This window comes from Synechocystis sp. IPPAS B-1465 (assembly GCF_003015225.1).
In the GTDB taxonomy this organism is placed as follows: Bacteria; Cyanobacteriota; Cyanobacteriia; order Cyanobacteriales; family Microcystaceae; genus Synechocystis.
In genome coordinates this window covers 62,851-82,076 of sequence record NZ_CP028097.1, presented here as the reverse complement: position 1 = coordinate 82,076, position 19,226 = coordinate 62,851, and the positions used below count along the sequence as shown (strand labels likewise).

Sequence of the window (19,226 nt, the reverse complement as noted above, 5' to 3'; positions counted from 1 at the left end):
CATGCCTAATCCAATGGAAAAACCAAGACCCCAAAAACCGCAGCCGCCCTTATCACCAAATCCGGGAGGAAAAGACAAAAATTCCCCTAAAAAGAAAGTCATTACAACACCTGTAAGTGGTGGGGGTAAAAAAGCTGGTGGTGGTAGTGGAGGTAATCAACCCCCTTCTCCTTGGCTTAATCCTCAAACATCCCCTAACCCAGCTAAAATAGCCTCCTTTGTGGAATATCTGCGCTGGATGCGTCCTGCTGACCATCAATATAAGGATGCGACCAAGGTGCAAATTCTCCAAAAAGCAATGGAGAATGCCAAAAATTATGATGCCCGTCTAAGTGTTTGCAATCAGCGAACAAAGGCGATCGCCAAAGAAACCTTTGAAGTAACTTGTCCATGGCGCATTCGAGTGGGGGGACACAGGGGGCCAGAAAGCATTTTGCTACCAGCGTTTGATGCGTTGGGAATGCCCTATATCCCTTCGGCAACTTTACGGGGAGTGGCCCGAACCCAGGCGATCCGTGAGGTGATGCAAAACACAGGCAAAAACTGGAAAGATGCAGAAAAAGATTCCTTGATTGTTAAACACTTTGGGGCTTTGGATGCGGATAAAGCAGACCAAGCGGGCAAAGTTGTCTTTTTGGATGCCTATCCTACCTCTGGCAAGTGTTTGGCCGTGGATATGGCGAACAATATCTGGAGTTGGGAAGGAAATCATCTTGATTATTCTCCTAATCCCAATCCGTTCCTCTCACTGAAAGAGCCAACATTTTTAATTGGACTACGCCTAATTTCTAACTGTTCTGACCAGCAAGTTTTAACCCAGGTTAAAAAATGGCTCATTAATGGCTTAGCTAATGGAGCTGGTTCCCAAATAAATACCGGCTACGGACAGTTGTTGGAAAATCCAAAAAAACTACTAAGTAAACCATTTTTAGAGGTAGAGTTTGCTTTAGAAGGTCAGCTAATTCACGGTTATCAAAAACCTGGGGAATGGAGCTGGAATAATAACAAAAATGAATGGCAAATGCGAGGCAGTAACCAAGCAGAAGTGCGACCAACAGCGTTTAAATCTATGTTGCGTTATTGGTTCCGTGTTTTTGCACTGGGAGTTATGCCTCCTAAAAATACAAAAGTTTTAGAGGCAAAAATTTTTGGAAGTTTGGATCCTCAATCTATGGGAATTATCAAAGTTACTGTTCTTGAAAAAGAGCCCGAAAATGAAAACGAACAGAGTGGAACTTTGCGTCTATTTTTTACTTCTGAAGTTGACGAAAACCAAAAAGATAACCTTCAGAATCTTTTCAGTAACTTAATATGGCTCATGTTTTATTTAGGAGGAATTGGTCAAGGGGCAAGACGCCCTTGTTATTACCGCAAGGGAAATCCTAAAATTCGTGGTTCATCTTTCTTTGTGCAAAATCCTAGTGAATTTAGTAGTATTCCCGGGAATATTGATGAATTTAGATTGAGGATATTGGGAAAAATTACCCAATTAATTGATCTTTTAAGCTTACTCAAAACAACATTCAATTTTACTGAAAGAAGTAATAATTTCAATCATTCTAGCCATCAATGGACAGAATGTGCTGATCTCAATATGCGCATTTTTGTTGTTCCTAATGCAAATCAGGACAATGCTAAGTCTTACGCTCTCAGCAAGTTAAATCAAAAATTTCATCAGTTAGATGATCAAATTAAATCTTTGAAGAAAGAGAAAAACTTTCCTGAACTAAAACGAGTTTATTCCGAACTAAAAAGTTTATGTGGAGGTGTACAAAAAGATAAAATCTTGGTTAATGGACAGCAGAAAGAGAGAAAAGTTTTACCCTCTCCAATATGGGTTCGTAGCTTGGGTCCTTTCGATGTAGTTACCATCTTTGGAGCAACAGCTTCCCCCCGTTCAGATTATTTACGTTCTCTCCAGGGGGCAATTCAGATTTTTCCTTTGAGCTAAACTAATGAAAAATATTTTTATTGTTCTTACAAGAATTGATGTATTCTGCTGGGTCGATAAAGGCTCATGGTTATTGGTGTAACTCTCGACTAGAATGGCAGTGGAAAACGCTTTTTCTTATCTACCACCAATGCCTCGTCCATGGGGGACTGGATTATACTTCCCCCGGGCGTTCCAAAGTTTCTTTATAAACCCCCTCAAAAGTTTGGCCTTTCATTAGTTCACATTTAACTAATTCTGTCTCTAATTCTTCAATTAATTCGATACACTTATGTAATTGTTGATAGTGCTGAATTTCCATATCTCGTCCGTGTTTATCTGCCACATTAATGCCCTGTAGCTGTACATATAAATCTTCTTTGATTTCAACAAGGGATGCCATAATTATTCGCTCCTAATAGTAAAAAAACGGAAGTGACTGGAAATCCTATGGTAAATAAGGGGGAGTGGGACGACGTAGGTTGCTCAAAGTCCAGACTGGGCGATCACATTTGATTGCTTGGAGCCGACGTAGCTGGTCAGCGTTGTAGTTTAATTCCTGGGAGATTTTAGTAATTTCTTCCTTGAGCTGGCGATTTTCGACAAGTAAACGCTGATTAACTTGTAGTTGTTCATTTTTAAACTGCTCTAACTCCTGGTTAAACATGCGTTGAAACTCAGCCCGTAAATCGGTTTTTAGGCTAACTAATTCCCGCTGTTGTTGGGCAATGGTTTCGTCTAAAAGCCCTAAATCCGTCGCTACCTTTTGCAGTAAATCCTGTCCTCCTAATTGATCTGCCAATTTGGCGATCGCCGTTAGTAGGGGTTCTAGTTTGAGCTGCTGTTGTTCTAAATCTGTTAATTGGGAGCTAACTTGCCCACTTTGGGTAGTCAAATCTGCAATTAATCCATTTATCTCCTGTTTTTGCTGTTCAAGGCTAGCTAATGTCAAATTCAACTGATCCTTAACCTCCGATCGCCATTGGGCAATTTGTTCTTTGCCTGCTTCAAAACTGGGTAGATAACGATCAATTATCGCCGTTGTCACTTGGTCAATGTGGCTATCTAATCCTGCTAACTGGGAAGCAATTTCTTCTAACTGGGCTAATTGGGCCAACAAAGCGTCCGCTCCCCCAAGTTGGGTTAGGGTTTGCCCCAGGCGATCGCCGTCGGTGCGTAACTGTTCCGTTTGCTGTTGCAATTGCTGGGCCATGGCTTGGGCTTCGCCAATTTGTCCAGTGATGGAGCGTAACTGTTCCAAGCGGTCAAAGTCTTGGCGCAGTTGATCAGGCCCGCCCATTTTTGTGATCACTTCTGTGACTTTTTCTGCTGTGACAATACTGTCTGTTAACTGTCCACTTCTTTGATCAATTTCTAAGAGCGAGCCTTGTAAATCTTCTACATCTTGATGGATAGTATGGAATTGCTCCTTGCATTGCTCTGCTGTTTGATTAATCTCAGCTTTGGCTTGGGTAATAATATTAGGGTCCCAAGCTTGCTGTAGTCCCTGGTGAATTAAATCGGTTAATTGTTGCAGAGCAGTAATGGTATCTTGATCAGAAACAAAATTTTGACTTGTCATTGTTTTACCAGATTAAAATTAATGATTGAGACAGAATTGAAAAGCAAACTTTAACCAACTTTTAGTTGTTCTTCTGTCCAGTTTTTCAGCAGGGGAATAAGTTTATCTGATGTCTTAAACCAGGAAGCATTATCAAACTTATTAGTGGAGGTTTCTAGTCCATAAAACCTTGCCAGTCGATCGGCTTCCAACGGCAGATGGCGGTGCTGTAAATCCTGCTGAATACCAGCCATAACTTCTTGGTAAGTGCCGGGGTCAGATTGCTTTCGGGACTGGGCTATTTCTGCCGCCTGCCAAGATTGGCCAAGACAACGGTAAATTAATGTTTGCAGTCGGGGTACTTCCTCTACTTCCGGTTGCTCAAAATACGCTTTCAAGGGAGCTTGCAATTCTGCATTGTTAAATAAAAGGTTGACAATATCCGCCTCAATTGCCATTGTTTCTTGACTGCTAATGTCATAGCTTTTCAGCACATAATACAAGTCATAGTAAAGTATTGGATCGCTTTGTAACGCACCTTCCAGGATAATTTCTCTGAGTCCTTGTCGCCCTGTGGCTGACGTGTCCAAACTGCTGGTTAATTCCGTAATCCAGCCGAGGGCATCGGTAACCTCTTTTGGATTTTGGTAATTTAGTCGCTCAACAGCATTAACGGTTTTCTCACCTTTAGTAATGGTTAAGTTCTCAAAAATTTCTTCTCCCATCTGCGCTAACTGTGCCTCAGTGGTAACAATGAGCAAACGGGAACGGGCTCGGGTAAGTTGGGTGTACCATTTGGTATAAGCCTCCATCCGACCGCCATTTTGGGGTAAATCGAATAAGCAAAAGGCAATACAGGAGTCAAATTCCCGCCCTTTAGCTTGGGAAACCGGCATAAATTCCAGAAATTTCACCCGGTCTGGGCTGACATGGTAATGGTCACTGCAAAACAGTCTGGCCCGGGCCGCTAAACGCCATTGCAGAGAGTGTTTTTCCTGCCATTCACTAATTTGTTGGGAAATGGTAGCCACCAGGGGATCTAAAAAGGTTTCCGCTGTGGTCAAATCAGGCTAAACCAGGAGCTTAACCGCATCCCCAGGTTTTTCAAAACAGAATTTAGGATCCGTTGGTTTTGGCAGCCATTTGGCATCCGCTGGCTTGGATGCATCTGCCCTTGCTTGAAAACGGTTAGCTAGGGTCAGGATAGACTCAGTGGTGCGGTAGTTATCCCATTGCAGCTCCCTGGTTTTATTAAGCTGGAGTCCTCCCCAGGTAAAGTCAACCGGGGCAATGCGTTGGTTAATGTCCCCCAACAGCCAGAGGTTTACTGGATGTTTTGCTTCCGTTTGCCAATGGTGACAAAGGTGCTTGATAATCTCGATTTCCTCCACCAAGTAGTCCTGGGCTTCATCAATGATGATGCTGGTGCCCCAACTTGGAGTAGGGGGAGCCGGCGGATTTTGCTGAAAATATTGCAAAACTTGCAGGGTATAGTCCCGGCGGCAGAGTTCTTCCTGTGTCCATGCCCCTTGCCACCATTGGGGTCGAATATCTCTCAATTCTTCAATTCTAGGTTTGTTGTCCCAAAAAACATCATCCTCCCGGCAATTTTTGTTGATAACGTAAAGCTGGTAAAGCAAAACGTCTCGGTAAGTAATGGGATCTCGGCCGCTGGTTTGCCAATGTCTATGTTGTTGAGCTATCTCTTGCAAGACTTGCAATTCTTTCGCTGGGGAAGCCACTTGAAATGGCAATTGGGGAAAAGCTTTTGCTAGCCATTGGTGAAACGTGCCAATGAATAAATTTTCCCCGGCGGGTTCCTGAAGACTTTGACGAATACAGCGGTATTTGGTTACCTGCTGGTCGATTAATGCTTCTGGCAAAAGGAAGACAACATTTTGCCCTACATAAGCCAATTCACAGGCTTTTTCAGCAGCATTTAGGGTTTTGCCTGTGCCCGGGGCTGATTGGTCAATGGTGGAATGGTAAGGAACGCGATGGTAGTCGGGATGGTTATTGCCATCATTGCGGTGGTAATTATCGGTTTTTACAGCTTCATTGGTATCTCTGATTTGTTGATCACTGGGCTGAGCTGAATAGAGATAACCTTCGTTAATGTACCAATCCCATTCCCAACCTGTTTCTCCATTCCATCCGTAACAGGGATCCCTGGGTAGATCATCAAATTCCCGTTTATAGGTGTCATCATCCCGCAGGACAGCGGCAATAACTTTATAGTGGCTGGGACTGTGGTCATCAAAAAATAGGCGTAGGTACCCTCCCCCTTCCAGTCTCCTTTTACGATATTCAGTACATTGACTATGGCGTAGGATATGGTTCCCGGCATTCATCCCCAGCGACAATTGCTCAAAAATATCTGGGATAACCCGATTATTCATCGCCGATCGCAGTTTGCGTAGTTGTTGGATGGCATGGCGGGTAATGTGAATGCTGACCATGGGGGCAAATCTCCAGAGGGGGATAGGAACAAATTTTTCTCAAGAGCCAACTACCATTGAACCCTACCATGGAAAACCCTTTTTCTATCTTAAAATTTAGTACGATGTACCGATCTATTTTTCAGAACTAGTCAGGTCGATTAAACGGTGGGCGATCGCCTGGATCATTAACTTATCCCTTAGATTGGCTTTACCCCGGCTGAGACCATAGACTACCCCGGTAATGGGTTGATCTTTGGTAGAAAGATTGACCTCATCGGAGGCATTACCCAAACGACTTTCAACGATCGCCAAGGGTGGTAAACCCAGGTCCTGGCAAAAGTTTAACCATTGCTCCCGTTCTGCCACAGTTTTGTAGAGAATAATGGCGTGGCTGGCTTCGGCCATAATTAAACGGTTTTCTGGGGACGGTAGACCACCAGTATCAATGAGGTTAATGGCTTCATTGGCAGACCGCACCCAATCCGCCGCCGTTTCGGCAAAAGTAGCATTCCAATCCCGCTTATTTTGGGCCCGGAGATTTTCCGCTAGGGCAGGATTATTGACCTGGGTTTGATGCAACCAAGCTCCTTCTCCGTCGGGACAGGCCCGGATCACGTAGGGATAGGGAGCGCCGATCTGGGAGCAGATGGCCTGGCGAATGCCTTCAATTAAGCAAGATTTCCCTGTTTGCGGAAAGCCACACACTGCTACTTTCAGCAGTGCACTGCCGCCAATGGGCACTTCAATCAAACTGCCTAATGGGTAGTCTGCATTACGGCTGATGGCCACAATGTAAACCCGATGCCCCGGCCGACAAACCTTGGGATCCAGGATGGCGATCGCCCCGTAGAGGGGAGTTAATCGTTGGGCCAATACATAGGCAATGGCCACCGACTGGGGCCCATCAACCTTTAACAGTTCGCCCCCAGTTAATTGTCCCTGGCGGATTAATTGATCAATTTGGCTGGCCGCATCCCGCACCAGGCGATCGCCACTGGCGGATTGTTCTCGGTTAAAGCCCACGTAGAGGGTATTTTCCCTCAGGTGCAAATGATAACTAACCATGGGAAGCTAAATCTTTGCTTAGAACCTGTTTATAAAGTCTGATTCTGCCCCCTAAATCCCCCAATACTGGGGGACTTTGACTTAGTTTCCCCCAAAACTTGGGGGGCCAGGGGGGCTTTTCAAACACGCTCTTAGCAAAGGGAATAATCACTATACTCAACAATAGAAAACCAGTTTTTCATGACCTTATAAAGTAGGGTTGGTTCAGCAACAACAATAATTTGCCCCATGGAATCTACGTTTGAATATTCTCCCACAGTCCCTCTACTTTCCCATCTGCTCCAGGGCAAGAGCTTGAAAAATCCCATCAATTTGGGCAAGGCGATACGGCTTTGGGTACTTCTGCGTTGCATCTATGGCCATGAATCTGACCCCATTTACTGCCATCTCAACGAGAGTTTTACCTACCCTGAGTGGCGTGACGCATTCTTCTTAGAACAAAAATTGTTTCATCAAAATTTTAATAGGGATAGTTTAGAACATAGTAATAACCAGTGTCCCTGCCATAAATCTATCCATCAATGGTTATTTGCCGACTATTTAGCAACGGATCAACAACAGTGGTATGAAGATTTTCGGGGAACTTGTTATCTGGCAGAAGATGCTGATATTCAAGGTTTTCTTGATACCTTAAGCTGGGAAAGAAGTAAATCTAATGATGGTAAAAATCGTTTATTTGCCTGTGTTCCTAGGACTATAAATAATAACCTTAAGGAGTTGGTCAAACTGGGTTATTTAGAAAAAATAGGTGATAAATTCCACAAGCTAGAGGAAATTGATTTTAGTTCTCTGGCCCAAAGTAAGCCGGTGGATGCTAACTTTAATTTTCCTAATTTGTCCTATATCCGCCACGAAGATCTCAGTGAAATACCGGATTTATTCCGGGCCACTATGGGCCAGAAACAGCGGTTTTTTATGCACGTTGATTATGTGGTAGCCAAAAGAGATCTAGATAATGATTGGCCCTACCGTTTTCAGCAACTGTGGCAGGAAAATGAGTTTCCCATCCTTAGGCTAGAGTATGACAGCGTAAGTTTACACCGCCTTGTTAAACGCATTACCTATCCGGTCTGCATCTATTATTACCAACGGGCTTTATATCTTTGTGCCTATGGCCAAGATCCCAAAGATAGAAATAAGTTGGATTGGTATAACTATCGCCTTGACCGTATTAAAGCCATGGCCAATTTAGATTGGTCTGATCCAGAAATTCCCTTGCCTTTACAGGAACAATACCAACAACAAAATTTGTTTACTGCTGATTACATTGATACCCAGTTAAGCCGAGGCTTTGGTTTTGATTTTTATAAACCCCTCAAAACCATGGTGCTCCGCTTTAATCAGGATTTTTCTGAGCGGTATATTGACGAAAGTTTCCGCCATGAAACCTTCAAAAAGTTTGACACTGTTCAGCAGTTATCCACTTGGTTAGGGCAACAACAGCTCCAGCCTACTGAAAAGGAACAGTTACAACGGGCAATTAAGCAATGGCAAGCCCAAGGGAAGCAAGAACCAACCCATAGTTATTTCCGCATGGACTATCGCGACCAGGACAATAACGTCATCATGCGTCTGCGAGCTTGGGGACCCAATGTGGAGGTGTTATTTCCCCTGGATTTACGGCAACGGATGGCGTCGGATGTGCAGGCCATGGCAGCCCTTTACTCCCATTAGCAAAATTAGTATTAATGAATTTTATGAATTTATCCCATCCTACTCCCCTCACTCCACGCTTTGGCGATGCTCTAGTATTAGCTAACCAGTTACATGCTCAACAATTTCGCAAGGGTTCCCCAGTGCCCTACATTAGCCATTTGCTGGGGGTAACGGCTTTAGTGCTGGAAATGGGCGGCAATGAAGATGAGGCGATCGCCGCTTTGCTCCATGATGCGGTGGAGGACCAAGGGGGAGAAGCCACTCTCAATGTAATTCGGGAAAAGTTTGGGGAAACCGTAGCTCAATTAGTGTTGGGGTGTTCCGATAGCTCCACAGTGCCGAAACCGCCCTGGGAAGAGAGAAAACAACAGCATTTACAAAAAATGTCTCGCATTTCCCTCGCTGTGCTGAAAATTTCTTTGGCGGATACTCTCCATAATGCCCGCACTATTGAGATCGACCTACACCGCTATGGGAATGATATTTGGCAAAAGTTCAGTCGGAGCAAATCTGGCATTATTTGGTACTATCAGTCTCTTTGGCAAATTTATCAAGACCGCAATCCTAACCCTTGGTCCAATGAGTTGATTGATATTATCAATGGTTGGGCTTACGGCAAGTAGTAAAAAAATTGAACAACGAAATGCTTAATATTTCTGGACGTGGAATGACTCTTGTTCAGGTTTATGACACTGTCAGCAATTGAGATACTTTTGCTGATCGTTTCAGTCCCCTAACGGGGAAAAGAGGGTGTTGAACGAGCCATGGGGTCACTATTGACCACCTCAGGCGCGTTTCAGTCCCCTGACGGGGAAAAGAGGGTGTTGAACCTTGGAAGAAGTTTCCCCTTATGGTAGCGAGCCTAATTATTATGGGGTTTCAGTCCCCTGACGGGGAAAAGAGGGTGTTGAACATCTCAGAACAGCAAAAACGGCAAAACTGGCAACGTTTCAGTCCCCTGACGGGGAAAAGAGGGTGTTGAACGGGTCCTGTTGTTCATGGCATAGTCCGTTGAGGGTGCTTTATTATGTTTCAGTCCCCTGACGGGGAAAAGAGGGTGTTGAACCAGAGGTAACTAAGGCCTTTGAAGACGAAGAGCCCTTGGAGTTTCAGTCCCCTGACGGGGAAAAGAGGGTGTTGAACTGGTCTCCCAGGCTCGGGTAAGTCAACCTACGCCAAGCAATGTTTCAGTCCCCTGACGGGGAAAAGAGGGTGTTGAACCCCTAGAAACCGCCAATGTCTTAGAAACTCCAAAGATAGAGTCTCGTTTCAGTCCCCTGACGGGGAAAAGAGGGTGTTGAACTGGACCGCAATTCGGCGGCGGCGCACTCTGGAGCGGTTTCAGTCCCCTGACGGGGAAAAGAGGGTGTTGAACACAGGTGGCGATTAGACAGGAGAACTTTTTAGGGTTCTCCCGTTTCAGTCCCCTGACGGGGAAAAGAGGGTGTTGAACGGTTATAGGAGAAATAGAAGAGGTCTCCTCCGCTAAAGTTTCAGTCCCCTGACGGGGAAAAGAGGGTGTTGAACAAAAGATGCACTACAAGATTTGCGCAAGATAACTCGTGATAACGTTTCAGTCCCCTGACGGGGAAAAGAGGGTGTTGAACCCCAGGCTATCCGCCTAGAAGATGGCAATCTGTTCATGTTTCAGTCCCCTGACGGGGAAAAGAGGGTGTTGAACACAGTGTTTCATACTCTTTCTCAGAGGCGAGGAGGAGTTTCAGTCCCCTGACGGGGAAAAGAGGGTGTTGAACTTAAGGCTGAGCTTGTGCAGGAGCAAGAGGTAAAAGTTTCAGTCCCCTGACGGGGAAAAGAGGGTGTTGAACCTATATGTCAAAGCGCAGGAGGGTTAGCCACAAAGGCTAGGTTTCAGTCCCCTGACGGGGAAAAGAGGGTGTTGAACCAGCGCCAAAATTCACTTGGCTGGCACGCCAAATATCGCCGTTTCAGTCCCCTGACGGGGAAAAGAGGGTGTTGAACCATCCCTTGCTCCGGGAAGGTTGTTGTGGCCATGTTGTTTCAGTCCCCTGACGGGGAAAAGAGGGTGTTGAACCAGCGCCAAAATTCACTTGGCTGGCACGCCAAATATCGCCGTTTCAGTCCCCTGACGGGGAAAAGAGGGTGTTGAACCATCCCTTGCTCCGGGAAGGTTGTTGTGGCCATGTTGTTTCAGTCCCCTGACGGGGAAAAGAGGGTGTTGAACATAAGAGCCCCGGTCTAACCGGGAGGTACCCTCTAGGTGGTTTCAGTCCCCTGACGGGGAAAAGAGGGTGTTGAACAGCTTGTACAGCCATCTCCTTAGGCGCAGCTGCACCGTTTCAGTCCCCTGACGGGGAAAAGAGGGTGTTGAACTGTGCATCGAGCAAGGCCGTTGCCTAGCTTACGAGGTTTCAGTCCCCTGACGGGGAAAAGAGGGTGTTGAACAGCTAAGGAGTGGTGGGATAAACGTATACCAGAATCGTTTCAGTCCCCTGACGGGGAAAAGAGGGTGTTGAACCGCGAGGTGTAGGATCACCCCTCCAGGGCGCAGGAGGCGGTTTCAGTCCCCTGACGGGGAAAAGAGGGTGTTGAACCTCTAAGGAGTGGCGGTTACGCCGATACGTAACCGTTTCAGTCCCCTGACGGGGAAAAGAGGGTGTTGAACTTCTTATTTTTGTCCACTCAATCGCATTATTCTGCTTCTTGTTTCAGTCCCCTGACGGGGAAAAGAGGGTGTTGAACAGATTAGGCAATGTCTAGCTAGGGTAACGCTCCCTATAGTGTTTCAGTCCCCTGACGGGGAAAAGAGGGTGTTGAACTGTTGTACCGAGACGAATACTACAACCCCGACACCAGGTTTCAGTCCCCTGACGGGGAAAAGAGGGTGTTGAACATTAAGGATGTGATCCGATCCATAGAAGATTCCGCTCGTGTTTCAGTCCCCTGACGGGGAAAAGAGGGTGTTGAACAGCCTTGATGGCGTTGCGGCGTTTGATAAGAGAGCGCAGTTTCAGTCCCCTGACGGGGAAAAGAGGGTGTTGAACTCAATTGCAGTATCATCCCTCGGCAAGAGGGGAAATAGAAGTCTAGTTTCAGTCCCCTGACGGGGAAAAGAGGGTGTTGAACCAATATCTAGATCGCCGCTAGTGATTAACCGCCCTGTTTCAGTCCCCTGACGGGGAAAAGAGGGTGTTGAACTGTGCCTGTTTCTAGCTTTGGTGGTCAATCCTACCAAGCGGGTTTCAGTCCCCTGACGGGGAAAAGAGGGTGTTGAACTTAGAATTGAAAAAAGCTTGGGTTATTAGAATAGAGCGTTTCAGTCCCCTGACGGGGAAAAGAGGGTGTTGAACTGCAAGATCTCTATCCTTTATTAGGGATGGGTATATTTAAGTTTCAGTCCCCTGACGGGGAAAAGAGGGTGTTGAACGGGGTGCGTCTACAGCTGCCCTCGTGGCAGCGGGGGTTTCAGTCCCCTGACGGGGAAAAGAGGGTGTTGAACTGAGTTGGTAGCTCCGGTCAAAGGTAACTATAACTTTTCGCTAGTTTCAGTCCCCTGACGGGGAAAAGAGGGTGTTGAACTCAACTCACCTGGACGGCGATCGCCGAAAAGTTTGAGAAACTGTTTCAGTCCCCTGACGGGGAAAAGAGGGTGTTGAACACGGCCGATTCAAATCCTCTAATCCGAAAATGTGGCGGGGGTTTCAGTCCCCTGACGGGGAAAAGAGGGTGTTGAACGAGCACCACCTCGATGCCCACCACTCGGGCTGCCCGTTGTTTCAGTCCCCTGACGGGGAAAAGAGGGTGTTGAACGTTGAGGAATTAACCTCTTCCTATGCGCAGATGCACGAGTTTCAGTCCCCTGACGGGGAAAAGAGGGTGTTGAACTCAGGATGGCTTGCCGTGCCTGTGCTAGTTGACTTTGGCTCGTTTCAGTCCCCTGACGGGGAAAAGAGGGTGTTGAACTGCAGGCCATCGGCAGGTGGCAACTCCAGTCCGCCCAGGTTTCAGTCCCCTGACGGGGAAAAGAGGGTGTTGAACTGTCCGGCACCAGCGTGTCCAGCGACATCTCGACCCGCGGTTTCAGTCCCCTGACGGGGAAAAGAGGGTGTTGAACTGTGCAGCTTATTCATGATGTGAGGATTCGTGAAGAGGTGTGACGTTTCAGTCCCCTGACGGGGAAAAGAGGGTGTTGAACCTTTCAAACAGAAGTGGCGAAAATAGCCTTAATAGGTTTCAGTCCCCTGACGGGGAAAAGAGGGTGTTGAACGTGGGGCCTCGGACAGGAGGACAACTCGCGCCCGGCCCAGTTTCAGTCCCCTGACGGGGAAAAGAGGGTGTTGAACTTGTCGAGCTTAGTAGTGTGGTTTCTTTGCCGGATAACGGTTTCAGTCCCCTGACGGGGAAAAGAGGGTGTTGAACGTGGGGCCTCGGACAGGAGGACAACTCGCGCCCGGCCCAGTTTCAGTCCCCTGACGGGGAAAAGAGGGTGTTGAACTTGTCGAGCTTAGTAGTGTGGTTTCTTTGCCGGATAACGGTTTCAGTCCCCTGACGGGGAAAAGAGGGTGTTGAACCCGCTCATCACCTTTAGGGCTGGCATCCCGTTATCAGTTTCAGTCCCCTGACGGGGAAAAGAGGGTGTTGAACTGCCTAAAACACTCATCGAGAACTACAAATACCAAGGTTTCAGTCCCCTGACGGGGAAAAGAGGGTGTTGAACTTATGAGTCCAACAGCCATTAGGAGGCATTATGCAACTCACAGTTTCAGTCCCCTGACGGGGAAAAGAGGGTGTTGAACTCCCACCACGGGGGCGGGGACTCCAACCCCCCAAGCCCCGGTTTCAGTCCCCTGACGGGGAAAAGAGGGTGTTGAACCGGGAGTTATTGACGACCCCGATTGGTTCTACTACAGTTTCAGTCCCCTGACGGGGAAAAGAGGGTGTTGAACCCTATCACACTGAAAAACAGTCTGTATGCGGTTTTCGAGGTGCCAATCCGCCAAACAAGAGGTAGACGTTTAACGATTTGTTACGTACTGAAAACATAACAATAAAAAGCCTTATTTTTGGCTATAAAGGTCATAGTAATACCTAAATTTGCTGAAAGCAAGCATTAATCCATAAAACTTTACATAAGCTCCGTCAGACAAAGTCAGGCTCACTGCTACAACGTCCGCTGAAAATCGTCAAGTGCTTAACAAAACTTGATCTGATTTGGGAAGCAATTACAGAAGCAAATATTGTCTATGGTAGTGTCCACGAGTTTTATTTTTTACTTCGAGCAAACGCTGACACGACAAGGGTTTGAGACTTATGGCCAGTGTCAACGAGTTGTTGTAATAGCCCTAATTTTGTCGGGATAGACACATTTTGAACCCATAGAAAGGGTAAACTAACATAAATAAACCCAGTCGCGGGTTGGGTGTGTCAGCACCGTTCCCCCACTGGGAGTAACCTATAGCGAGGTCACAATGAGCATTTTACGATACGAAGAAAACGGTATTGAGTTTTTCACTGTGCAGGCCACAGGGGAATCAGGCATGAGCCAATCGGGGTTAGCTCGGTTGTGCGGAGTTGACGAAAAAAGCATCCGAGTAGTACTCAAATCAGTTCGGAGCAGTTCCTGCTCAAATTTCCTGAAACCCTTGCAAAATATAGAGCTAACAGTTCGGAACAGTTATCACGAGTTTAAAAATGTGACCATCCTGCGGGATACAGTTTGCGCCCATATTTTGGAGTGGTATGCCTTTGAATCCCAACGGCCTAATGAAACTGCTCGGCAAGCCTTTCGCAAATTTGCCTCCATGGGAATTCGCACCTGGATTCAGGGCATCACCGGTTGGGAACAAGGCACAGAAGCCCTAACACTGGAACCTGAGGCAAAAAAAACAACCGCAGATCTCGGCAAAATCAAAACAGAGCTAGAGCAACTAGAACATTCCCTGCTGGTGGCCCTCAAACATCGCCACGCCATCCACAACATAGTGGAGCAACCCACCGTGGTGGATCTGACCCTCCAGCAAATTATTCACACCGCCGTCCATGTGCAAGCCAAAACCTTGAACGAAGCCCTAAAGCAATTGGCCCTGTTGCGCCATTGGTTCACGGAATGGGATTTTAGTGCCTTAATGGATGCAAACCAAATCAGCCAACATAATCAGTTTTGGGAAGAAGTGGGTACCCTACGGGCTGAAAACGAAGCCCTGACCCGTCGTTTAGCAATTTTGCAAGCCCAACGGTCTAATTTGCCCTACACTTCCCCAGAACAGGCCAAAATGAACCTGGAAGAGCGGATAGAATGGCTCACCCAAGCCCTATTAACCCACCAAAAACGACCCGACGGCGATCGGGCTAAAAAGATTTGTCGGTTACAGGCCACCATCCTCGCCCGCTATGAAGCTGGGGAATCCCTCAAGGCGATCGCCCAGGAGCTGGAATTGGATTATGAAACAGCCAGGACCTATGTGAAAAGGACTCGAGCTAATTTGCGGCTCCAAGTAGTAATGTCCTGAGCTAGGTTGGGCATCACGCTAAAATCGGTGTGTGCCAGGAAAACCCAGGTCATTTTGGGACATCTACAACTATGCCAACCATAGAAACAGACCTGAAAGAGATCCTAACCAAGATTGATGATCATCTCGGCAAAATTGATGATCGTCTGGGCCGATTGGAGACAGGGCAGGCCAGAATGGAGGAAAAACTGGGTAATTTGGATAGTCGTGTAGAGAAACTAGAGGACAGTCAGAGCAAGCAAATTTGGACATTGATCGGTATCATCGGCACAACCGTTATCGGTGTTATGATTCGCTATGTTTTAACTGCCCTCCCCAATCCGTGACCAACACAACCAAAAATCCCTCAACGGCGATCGCCATTAACATTAAGACGTGGGGAGCCACCCAAAAAGTTTAGCCGCCCCGGCAATGAGGGCAACGATTAAAGCAGTCAGAATTCCCCTGTTGAGAAATTCCTGGTTTTCCAGCCGTTTGCCAATGCCAGAGACTTTTTCATCAAGGGTTTTGATTTGTCCTGTTAACTTTTCATCAACAGCCTTAATTTGCCCCGTTAACCTTTCATCAAGGGCATTGATTTGTCCAGTTAACTTTTCATCAAGGGCACTGATTTGCCCTTTTATTTCTGCTTGGGAAACCTTGAGTTCATTAAGATCCTTTTGGATACTGACTAAAATATCCTCTAGCTTAATTTCAACGGTGGGGTTAGGCATGGGCTGATATCCTGGCTATCAAGCAGTTCCTATCTGCTTTGAAGATAACCGATTTGGGAAGAAGTCTGCTCTGTTTTTTGACTATTTGCTTAAAAGGCTTTAGAGAATCAGAAAATCTGGTGGCTCATACAGGTCAGGGCTACCGAAAATTTTAGCTTGGCTGCGGCTTTGTCTCTGGAGTGGATAGGCCCGTAAACTATCCTCCTTTAAATTTAACTCCTTCAGCCATCGGCGATGTAGTAAATCCGTCAATACCTTTTCTGGTAATGGACATTCAAACACCGAATATTGGACCCGTTGACAACGTTGTTCGAGTAACTTTGCCAATTTACGGCGGCGTTTGTCGTCCCGCACATCGTAACAAACTAACCAAAAATCCATGGCTTTTCCCTAGGACAACGTGAACGGTTCATAGTCCAAACTTGATTCCAAACAACATCGTCCCAAACAGCGGGCCTGCTCCAAAATAATTTGCTGGAGTTTTAGTCGACGGGATTGGGGACTGTAAAGAAAGCTGGTTTGTAGAATACTCTCCAACTCCGTCAGAAATAGCTTTTTTGCCGTTATACCCAGCCATATTCCTAGCCCATCATAGGATGGTTCAAAATCTAGAGGGTCCAATATACCAGAGCGGAGCAAACGCACAATGGCTTGATCCACTACTACTGGGCGAAACTCCTCCATTAAATCTAGGGCCAGATTAGGGCGATAGGGCTGGGTGGCATGGAAAAATCCGAGGTAGGGATCTAAACCTGCCTGGACGATGGCAGAAAATACCCGAGCCAGTAGCACTCCATAGCCCCAACTGAGTAACGCATTCACGGGATCTTTGGGGGGACGACGATTCCGCCCCGTAAAAGACCAGCCTTCCGGTAGGCAAAATTGAAAAACCTGATAGTAATGTTTAGCACAAATGCCCTCAATGCCCATTAATTGATCTCGGGAAGAATTACCAAGACCGGAGCGCAATGATAAACGATAGGCCCCAATCAGGTCGATCGCCTCCGCCAGGGCATTATTTTTTTTCCCCGTGTCTCGGTGACGACGTTGGAGGATGGCCCGTTGATTGGTCACCTTACCTAAAATTAACCGTTGGGCTAAGGCTGTGCCAAACGTGGAGTCCAGCACCCGATATTGGGCAATGCGGGTGAGGGGATTGGTGGCAAACTGCCCCTGTAAACGGCCCCGAAATTGACCATCCCGCCGCAAAAAAATGGTTTCAATGCCCTGATCCATCAAAACGGCGATCGCCACATCGGTTAACTGCACGCCGGGAAAGAGCACTAGCAAGTCGATCTCCGCTAAGCGGGTAATGACCTGCCGGGATTTTTGTTTGATCTGTAGTTGCTGATTGTGATAACTGACCTTGGTTCCGGGTTCTGTCAGGTAAATACTAGTCATTAAACATTTTTGCTAAAGTTCTATTTAGAAATAAAAGTTAATAAATATTTTTCTATTACCTTGTAATATAAAGAGAAAAAAGAAGTTTAACAACTATAGTATTTTGTCAAAGCGGTTTTAAACTACTAATTATGGAAAACCCTAATCAATACCAAAACTATGCCCAGCAAATGGATAAAGAAAAATCAGAGCGACTAGTTCGTAAAACTTTGTATATTTCTCGTCGAGCCATTTGGGTGAACATTCTTTTGTCCATTTTGATCTCTTACGTTGCAGGTTATATTCACACCCGCCGCTGGAAAGCTTTGGGGATTGTTGTTGTGGGGACTTTCGTATTTGGTTTCTTGACTGCCTCAGAAAATGAAAGCCTTGAAGAAGCGGTGGAAAGAGGGATAACTCTTTCTCCTTTATTTGGTTTGATTGGGACTATTGATAACAGCTTGGCCATTCGTCGGGCCCGCCAAACAGTAGCCAATGGTAATGTTGACGCCCCGGGGAACCAATGAAAATCATTATTACTGCCAAGGGTGCATTGCTCCGTAATCTGGCCACAGCTTTAGTCAATGGTGCGATTACCCTGACTATTTTGCTGATTGCGCCTTTGGGTTTACTAGCAGTGATCACCAACACTGTTCTGATCATGATCTCCACTTTTGTGGTTAACAGCTTTGGCGATCGGGTAGTGCAGTGGGTCCTTAAACCCGAAACCATGGGGGCACAAATTGGTTATGGAGAGCAAACTAACGTTAATAAAGAAAACCTATTACCGGGGCAAGGATTGCCTCAATCACGGGATCAAGGACCTCGTAATTATTGAACATTGGCTAAGGCCCGCTTAGCTCGTTTGCTGTAGGTGCGGGCTGTCTCATAAGGTAACTGTAAATCCAGGGCGATTTCTTGCAATGATTCCCCCTGTTCTCGGCGGACAAAAATAGTGGCTAGCGTATGGCAAATTTCCTGGGCTCTCTGCCCTCCTGTCCGTTGACGCTGGGCTAGGAGGAGAGAGGCGCATTGATCTATCCGTTGCGTTAACACCTGAGTCTGTAAATCTTCTTGGAGGCACGCAAAAGTTTTTAGGTCCGGGGTAGCCCAGCCCGCCATTGTTTGCCCCAAACCAAAGGTGGTTTTATGCCCAGTGCCACAGTAGGGTCCATATCGACAGAGGGCATGGAACAAGCGGCCATAATCATCCCCATCATTACGGGCCTGGGGCGTAAGGACTAGGGACACTGCTCCCACAAATCCCACCACTGAGCCTTGTTTTCCCGCTGTGGTCTTCACCGACTCCAACCAATGGCGATCGATCACCACATTTTGGGGCACCCAATAGTCCAAAAATGGCTCCGGCTCGAACGCCAAACCAGAAAAATCATTCCAACGCCGTAGATAACTTTGCAGAACATTGCGGGGCTCTGGTAACGGATAGTGATTGCCTTGGCGACGGAAACTGGTAGGGCTAGTGAAAGTAAACTCTTGCCGTCGGGGTAAAGCACCCTGGGGCCATAACTGTTGATAGTTATGGGGGGCTAGGTAACAATCAACGGCTTCTACCCATAATGTTTGGCGAGCTAGGACAATTTTGTTTGGCAAACGGGCTAGCCAAGGTTGTAAAGCTTCGATTAAAGCCCCTGATAGTAAATTTAATTGCCAATGGTAGGTCTTATTTATTTGCCAGTGCCAATGACCTTCTTGCCAGAGGGTAGGCCCTATCAGGCGGGAAATGGTGAAGGGCTTTTCCCCTTGACCATCATGGAGCCAGGCAGAAACATCGGGATCAATGGCCTGCACTTGATGCAAAAACCAAGCATGGAGTCCTTTAACGTAATGACTTTCCAGGCGACAGGGGCGGTCGAAGCGCAGTTGCCAGCGTAATCCCACCATTTCGGCCCCAGCTAAGGATTTTAGATCCACCACGTATCCCCACCCCTGTTGATTAAACGATAGTTAACAAATATTTACCTTAAATTTGCC

At 46.7% G+C, this 19,226-nt stretch carries 16 protein-coding genes and 1 CRISPR repeat array; of the genes, 7 read left to right on the top strand and 9 right to left on the bottom strand.

The window, feature by feature from the left end:
- Nucleotide 1 precedes the first annotated feature (1 nt).
- Nucleotides 2–1,951, top strand: coding sequence for an RAMP superfamily CRISPR-associated protein (locus C7I86_RS17120; protein WP_242018641.1), 1,950 nt, complete (start codon nucleotides 2–4; stop codon nucleotides 1,949–1,951).
- Between the two features lie 154 nt (nucleotides 1,952–2,105).
- Here the strand turns inward: C7I86_RS17120 and C7I86_RS17115 are convergent, their stop codons facing one another.
- The 5 genes from C7I86_RS17115 to C7I86_RS17095 all read right to left on the bottom strand — a co-directional run bounded on the left by C7I86_RS17115 (nucleotide 2,106) and on the right by C7I86_RS17095 (nucleotide 6,997).
- A complete protein-coding gene (locus tag C7I86_RS17115; protein WP_011153752.1) occupies nucleotides 2,106–2,333 on the bottom strand; it encodes a hypothetical protein in 228 nt (75 codons plus the stop codon).
- 45 nt (nucleotides 2,334–2,378) lie between these two features.
- The gene (locus C7I86_RS17110) at nucleotides 2,379–3,512 is read right to left on the bottom strand and encodes a hypothetical protein (RefSeq protein WP_011153751.1); all 1,134 of its coding nucleotides are present in this window, start codon (nucleotides 3,510–3,512) and stop codon (nucleotides 2,379–2,381) included.
- Between the two features lie 50 nt (nucleotides 3,513–3,562).
- The gene (locus tag C7I86_RS17105) at nucleotides 3,563–4,555 is read right to left on the bottom strand and encodes a hypothetical protein (RefSeq protein WP_223211239.1); all 993 of its coding nucleotides are present in this window, start codon (nucleotides 4,553–4,555) and stop codon (nucleotides 3,563–3,565) included.
- A gap of 6 nt (nucleotides 4,556–4,561) precedes the next feature.
- On the bottom strand, nucleotides 4,562–5,950 hold the full coding sequence (locus C7I86_RS17100; RefSeq protein ID WP_011153749.1) for a hypothetical protein: 1,389 nt from the start codon (nucleotides 5,948–5,950) through the stop codon (nucleotides 4,562–4,564).
- 114 nt (nucleotides 5,951–6,064) lie between these two features.
- On the bottom strand, nucleotides 6,065–6,997 hold the full coding sequence (locus tag C7I86_RS17095) for a hypothetical protein (protein ID WP_011153748.1): 933 nt from the start codon (nucleotides 6,995–6,997) through the stop codon (nucleotides 6,065–6,067).
- Between the two features lie 228 nt (nucleotides 6,998–7,225).
- Here C7I86_RS17095 and C7I86_RS17090 point away from each other — a divergent pair, with 228 nt between their 5' ends.
- The 4 genes from C7I86_RS17090 (at nucleotide 7,226) to C7I86_RS17075 (ending at nucleotide 15,467) form a co-directional block, all read left to right on the top strand.
- Nucleotides 7,226–8,671 (top strand): TIGR03985 family CRISPR-associated protein, encoded by a 1,446-nt coding sequence (locus C7I86_RS17090; protein ID WP_011153747.1) that lies wholly within the window; start codon nucleotides 7,226–7,228, stop codon nucleotides 8,669–8,671.
- A 23-nt stretch (nucleotides 8,672–8,694) separates the two neighbouring features.
- Nucleotides 8,695–9,276 carry an HD domain-containing protein gene (locus tag C7I86_RS17085; protein ID WP_011153746.1) on the top strand — a complete coding sequence of 194 codons (582 nt, stop codon included), beginning with the start codon at nucleotides 8,695–8,697 and terminating at the stop codon, nucleotides 9,274–9,276.
- A gap of 99 nt (nucleotides 9,277–9,375) precedes the next feature.
- Nucleotides 9,376–13,578: a CRISPR direct-repeat array (repeat unit 37 nt; unit sequence GTTTCAGTCCCCTGACGGGGAAAAGAGGGTGTTGAAC).
- A gap of 522 nt (nucleotides 13,579–14,100) precedes the next feature.
- On the top strand, nucleotides 14,101–15,141 hold the full coding sequence (locus C7I86_RS17080; protein WP_011153744.1) for a hypothetical protein: 1,041 nt from the start codon (nucleotides 14,101–14,103) through the stop codon (nucleotides 15,139–15,141).
- Nucleotides 15,142–15,212: 71 nt separating this feature from the next.
- Nucleotides 15,213–15,467 carry a hemolysin XhlA family protein gene (locus C7I86_RS17075; RefSeq protein WP_041428281.1) on the top strand — a complete coding sequence of 85 codons (255 nt, stop codon included), beginning with the start codon at nucleotides 15,213–15,215 and terminating at the stop codon, nucleotides 15,465–15,467.
- Between the two features lie 42 nt (nucleotides 15,468–15,509).
- Here C7I86_RS17075 and C7I86_RS17070 read toward each other — a convergent pair whose 3' ends face one another.
- From C7I86_RS17070 to cas1, 3 genes are all read right to left on the bottom strand, one after another.
- Entirely contained in the window at nucleotides 15,510–15,854 is a 345-nt protein-coding gene (locus tag C7I86_RS17070; protein WP_011153742.1) for a hypothetical protein, read from the bottom strand.
- 99 nt (nucleotides 15,855–15,953) lie between these two features.
- Nucleotides 15,954–16,235, bottom strand: a complete 282-nt coding sequence (cas2, locus tag C7I86_RS17065) for a CRISPR-associated endonuclease Cas2 (protein WP_011153741.1) — start codon at nucleotides 16,233–16,235, stop codon at nucleotides 15,954–15,956.
- Between the two features lie 9 nt (nucleotides 16,236–16,244).
- Nucleotides 16,245–17,255 (bottom strand): CRISPR-associated endonuclease Cas1, encoded by a 1,011-nt coding sequence (gene cas1 / locus C7I86_RS17060; protein ID WP_011153740.1) that lies wholly within the window; start codon nucleotides 17,253–17,255, stop codon nucleotides 16,245–16,247.
- A gap of 131 nt (nucleotides 17,256–17,386) precedes the next feature.
- Between cas1 and C7I86_RS17055 the strand changes: the two genes are divergently transcribed.
- Nucleotides 17,387–17,761, top strand: a complete 375-nt coding sequence (locus C7I86_RS17055; RefSeq protein ID WP_011153739.1) for a hypothetical protein — start codon at nucleotides 17,387–17,389, stop codon at nucleotides 17,759–17,761.
- A complete protein-coding gene (gene csx18 / locus C7I86_RS17050) occupies nucleotides 17,758–18,072 on the top strand; it encodes a CRISPR-associated protein Csx18 (protein WP_011153738.1) in 315 nt (104 codons plus the stop codon). Before C7I86_RS17055 ends, csx18 begins: the two co-directional genes overlap by 4 nt.
- Here the strand turns inward: csx18 and cas6 are convergent.
- Nucleotides 18,066–19,166: a CRISPR-associated endoribonuclease Cas6 gene (gene cas6, locus C7I86_RS17045; protein ID WP_234376115.1), complete on the bottom strand. Its 1,101-nt coding sequence runs from the start codon at nucleotides 19,164–19,166 to the stop codon at nucleotides 18,066–18,068. The genes csx18 and cas6 overlap by 7 nt on opposite strands.
- Nucleotides 19,167–19,226: the final 60 nt, after the last annotated feature.

Coding starts and splice junctions, on each gene's coding strand:
- cas1 (WP_011153740.1), bottom strand. CDS start 17,255: ATGACTAGTATTTACCTGACAGAACCCGGAACCAAGGTCAGTTATCAC.
- C7I86_RS17075 (WP_041428281.1), top strand. CDS start 15,213: ATGCCAACCATAGAAACAGACCTGAAAGAGATCCTAACCAAGATTGAT.
- C7I86_RS17055 (WP_011153739.1), top strand. CDS start 17,387: ATGGAAAACCCTAATCAATACCAAAACTATGCCCAGCAAATGGATAAA.
- C7I86_RS17115 (WP_011153752.1), bottom strand. CDS start 2,333: ATGGCATCCCTTGTTGAAATCAAAGAAGATTTATATGTACAGCTACAG.
- C7I86_RS17090 (WP_011153747.1), top strand. CDS start 7,226: ATGGAATCTACGTTTGAATATTCTCCCACAGTCCCTCTACTTTCCCAT.
- cas2 (WP_011153741.1), bottom strand. CDS start 16,235: ATGGATTTTTGGTTAGTTTGTTACGATGTGCGGGACGACAAACGCCGC.
- C7I86_RS17095 (WP_011153748.1), bottom strand. CDS start 6,997: ATGGTTAGTTATCATTTGCACCTGAGGGAAAATACCCTCTACGTGGGC.
- C7I86_RS17070 (WP_011153742.1), bottom strand. CDS start 15,854: ATGCCTAACCCCACCGTTGAAATTAAGCTAGAGGATATTTTAGTCAGT.
- C7I86_RS17085 (WP_011153746.1), top strand. CDS start 8,695: ATGAATTTATCCCATCCTACTCCCCTCACTCCACGCTTTGGCGATGCT.
- C7I86_RS17110 (WP_011153751.1), bottom strand. CDS start 3,512: ATGACAAGTCAAAATTTTGTTTCTGATCAAGATACCATTACTGCTCTG.
- C7I86_RS17120 (WP_242018641.1), top strand. CDS start 2: ATGCCTAATCCAATGGAAAAACCAAGACCCCAAAAACCGCAGCCGCCC.
- csx18 (WP_011153738.1), top strand. CDS start 17,758: ATGAAAATCATTATTACTGCCAAGGGTGCATTGCTCCGTAATCTGGCC.
- C7I86_RS17100 (WP_011153749.1), bottom strand. CDS start 5,950: ATGGTCAGCATTCACATTACCCGCCATGCCATCCAACAACTACGCAAA.
- C7I86_RS17080 (WP_011153744.1), top strand. CDS start 14,101: ATGAGCATTTTACGATACGAAGAAAACGGTATTGAGTTTTTCACTGTG.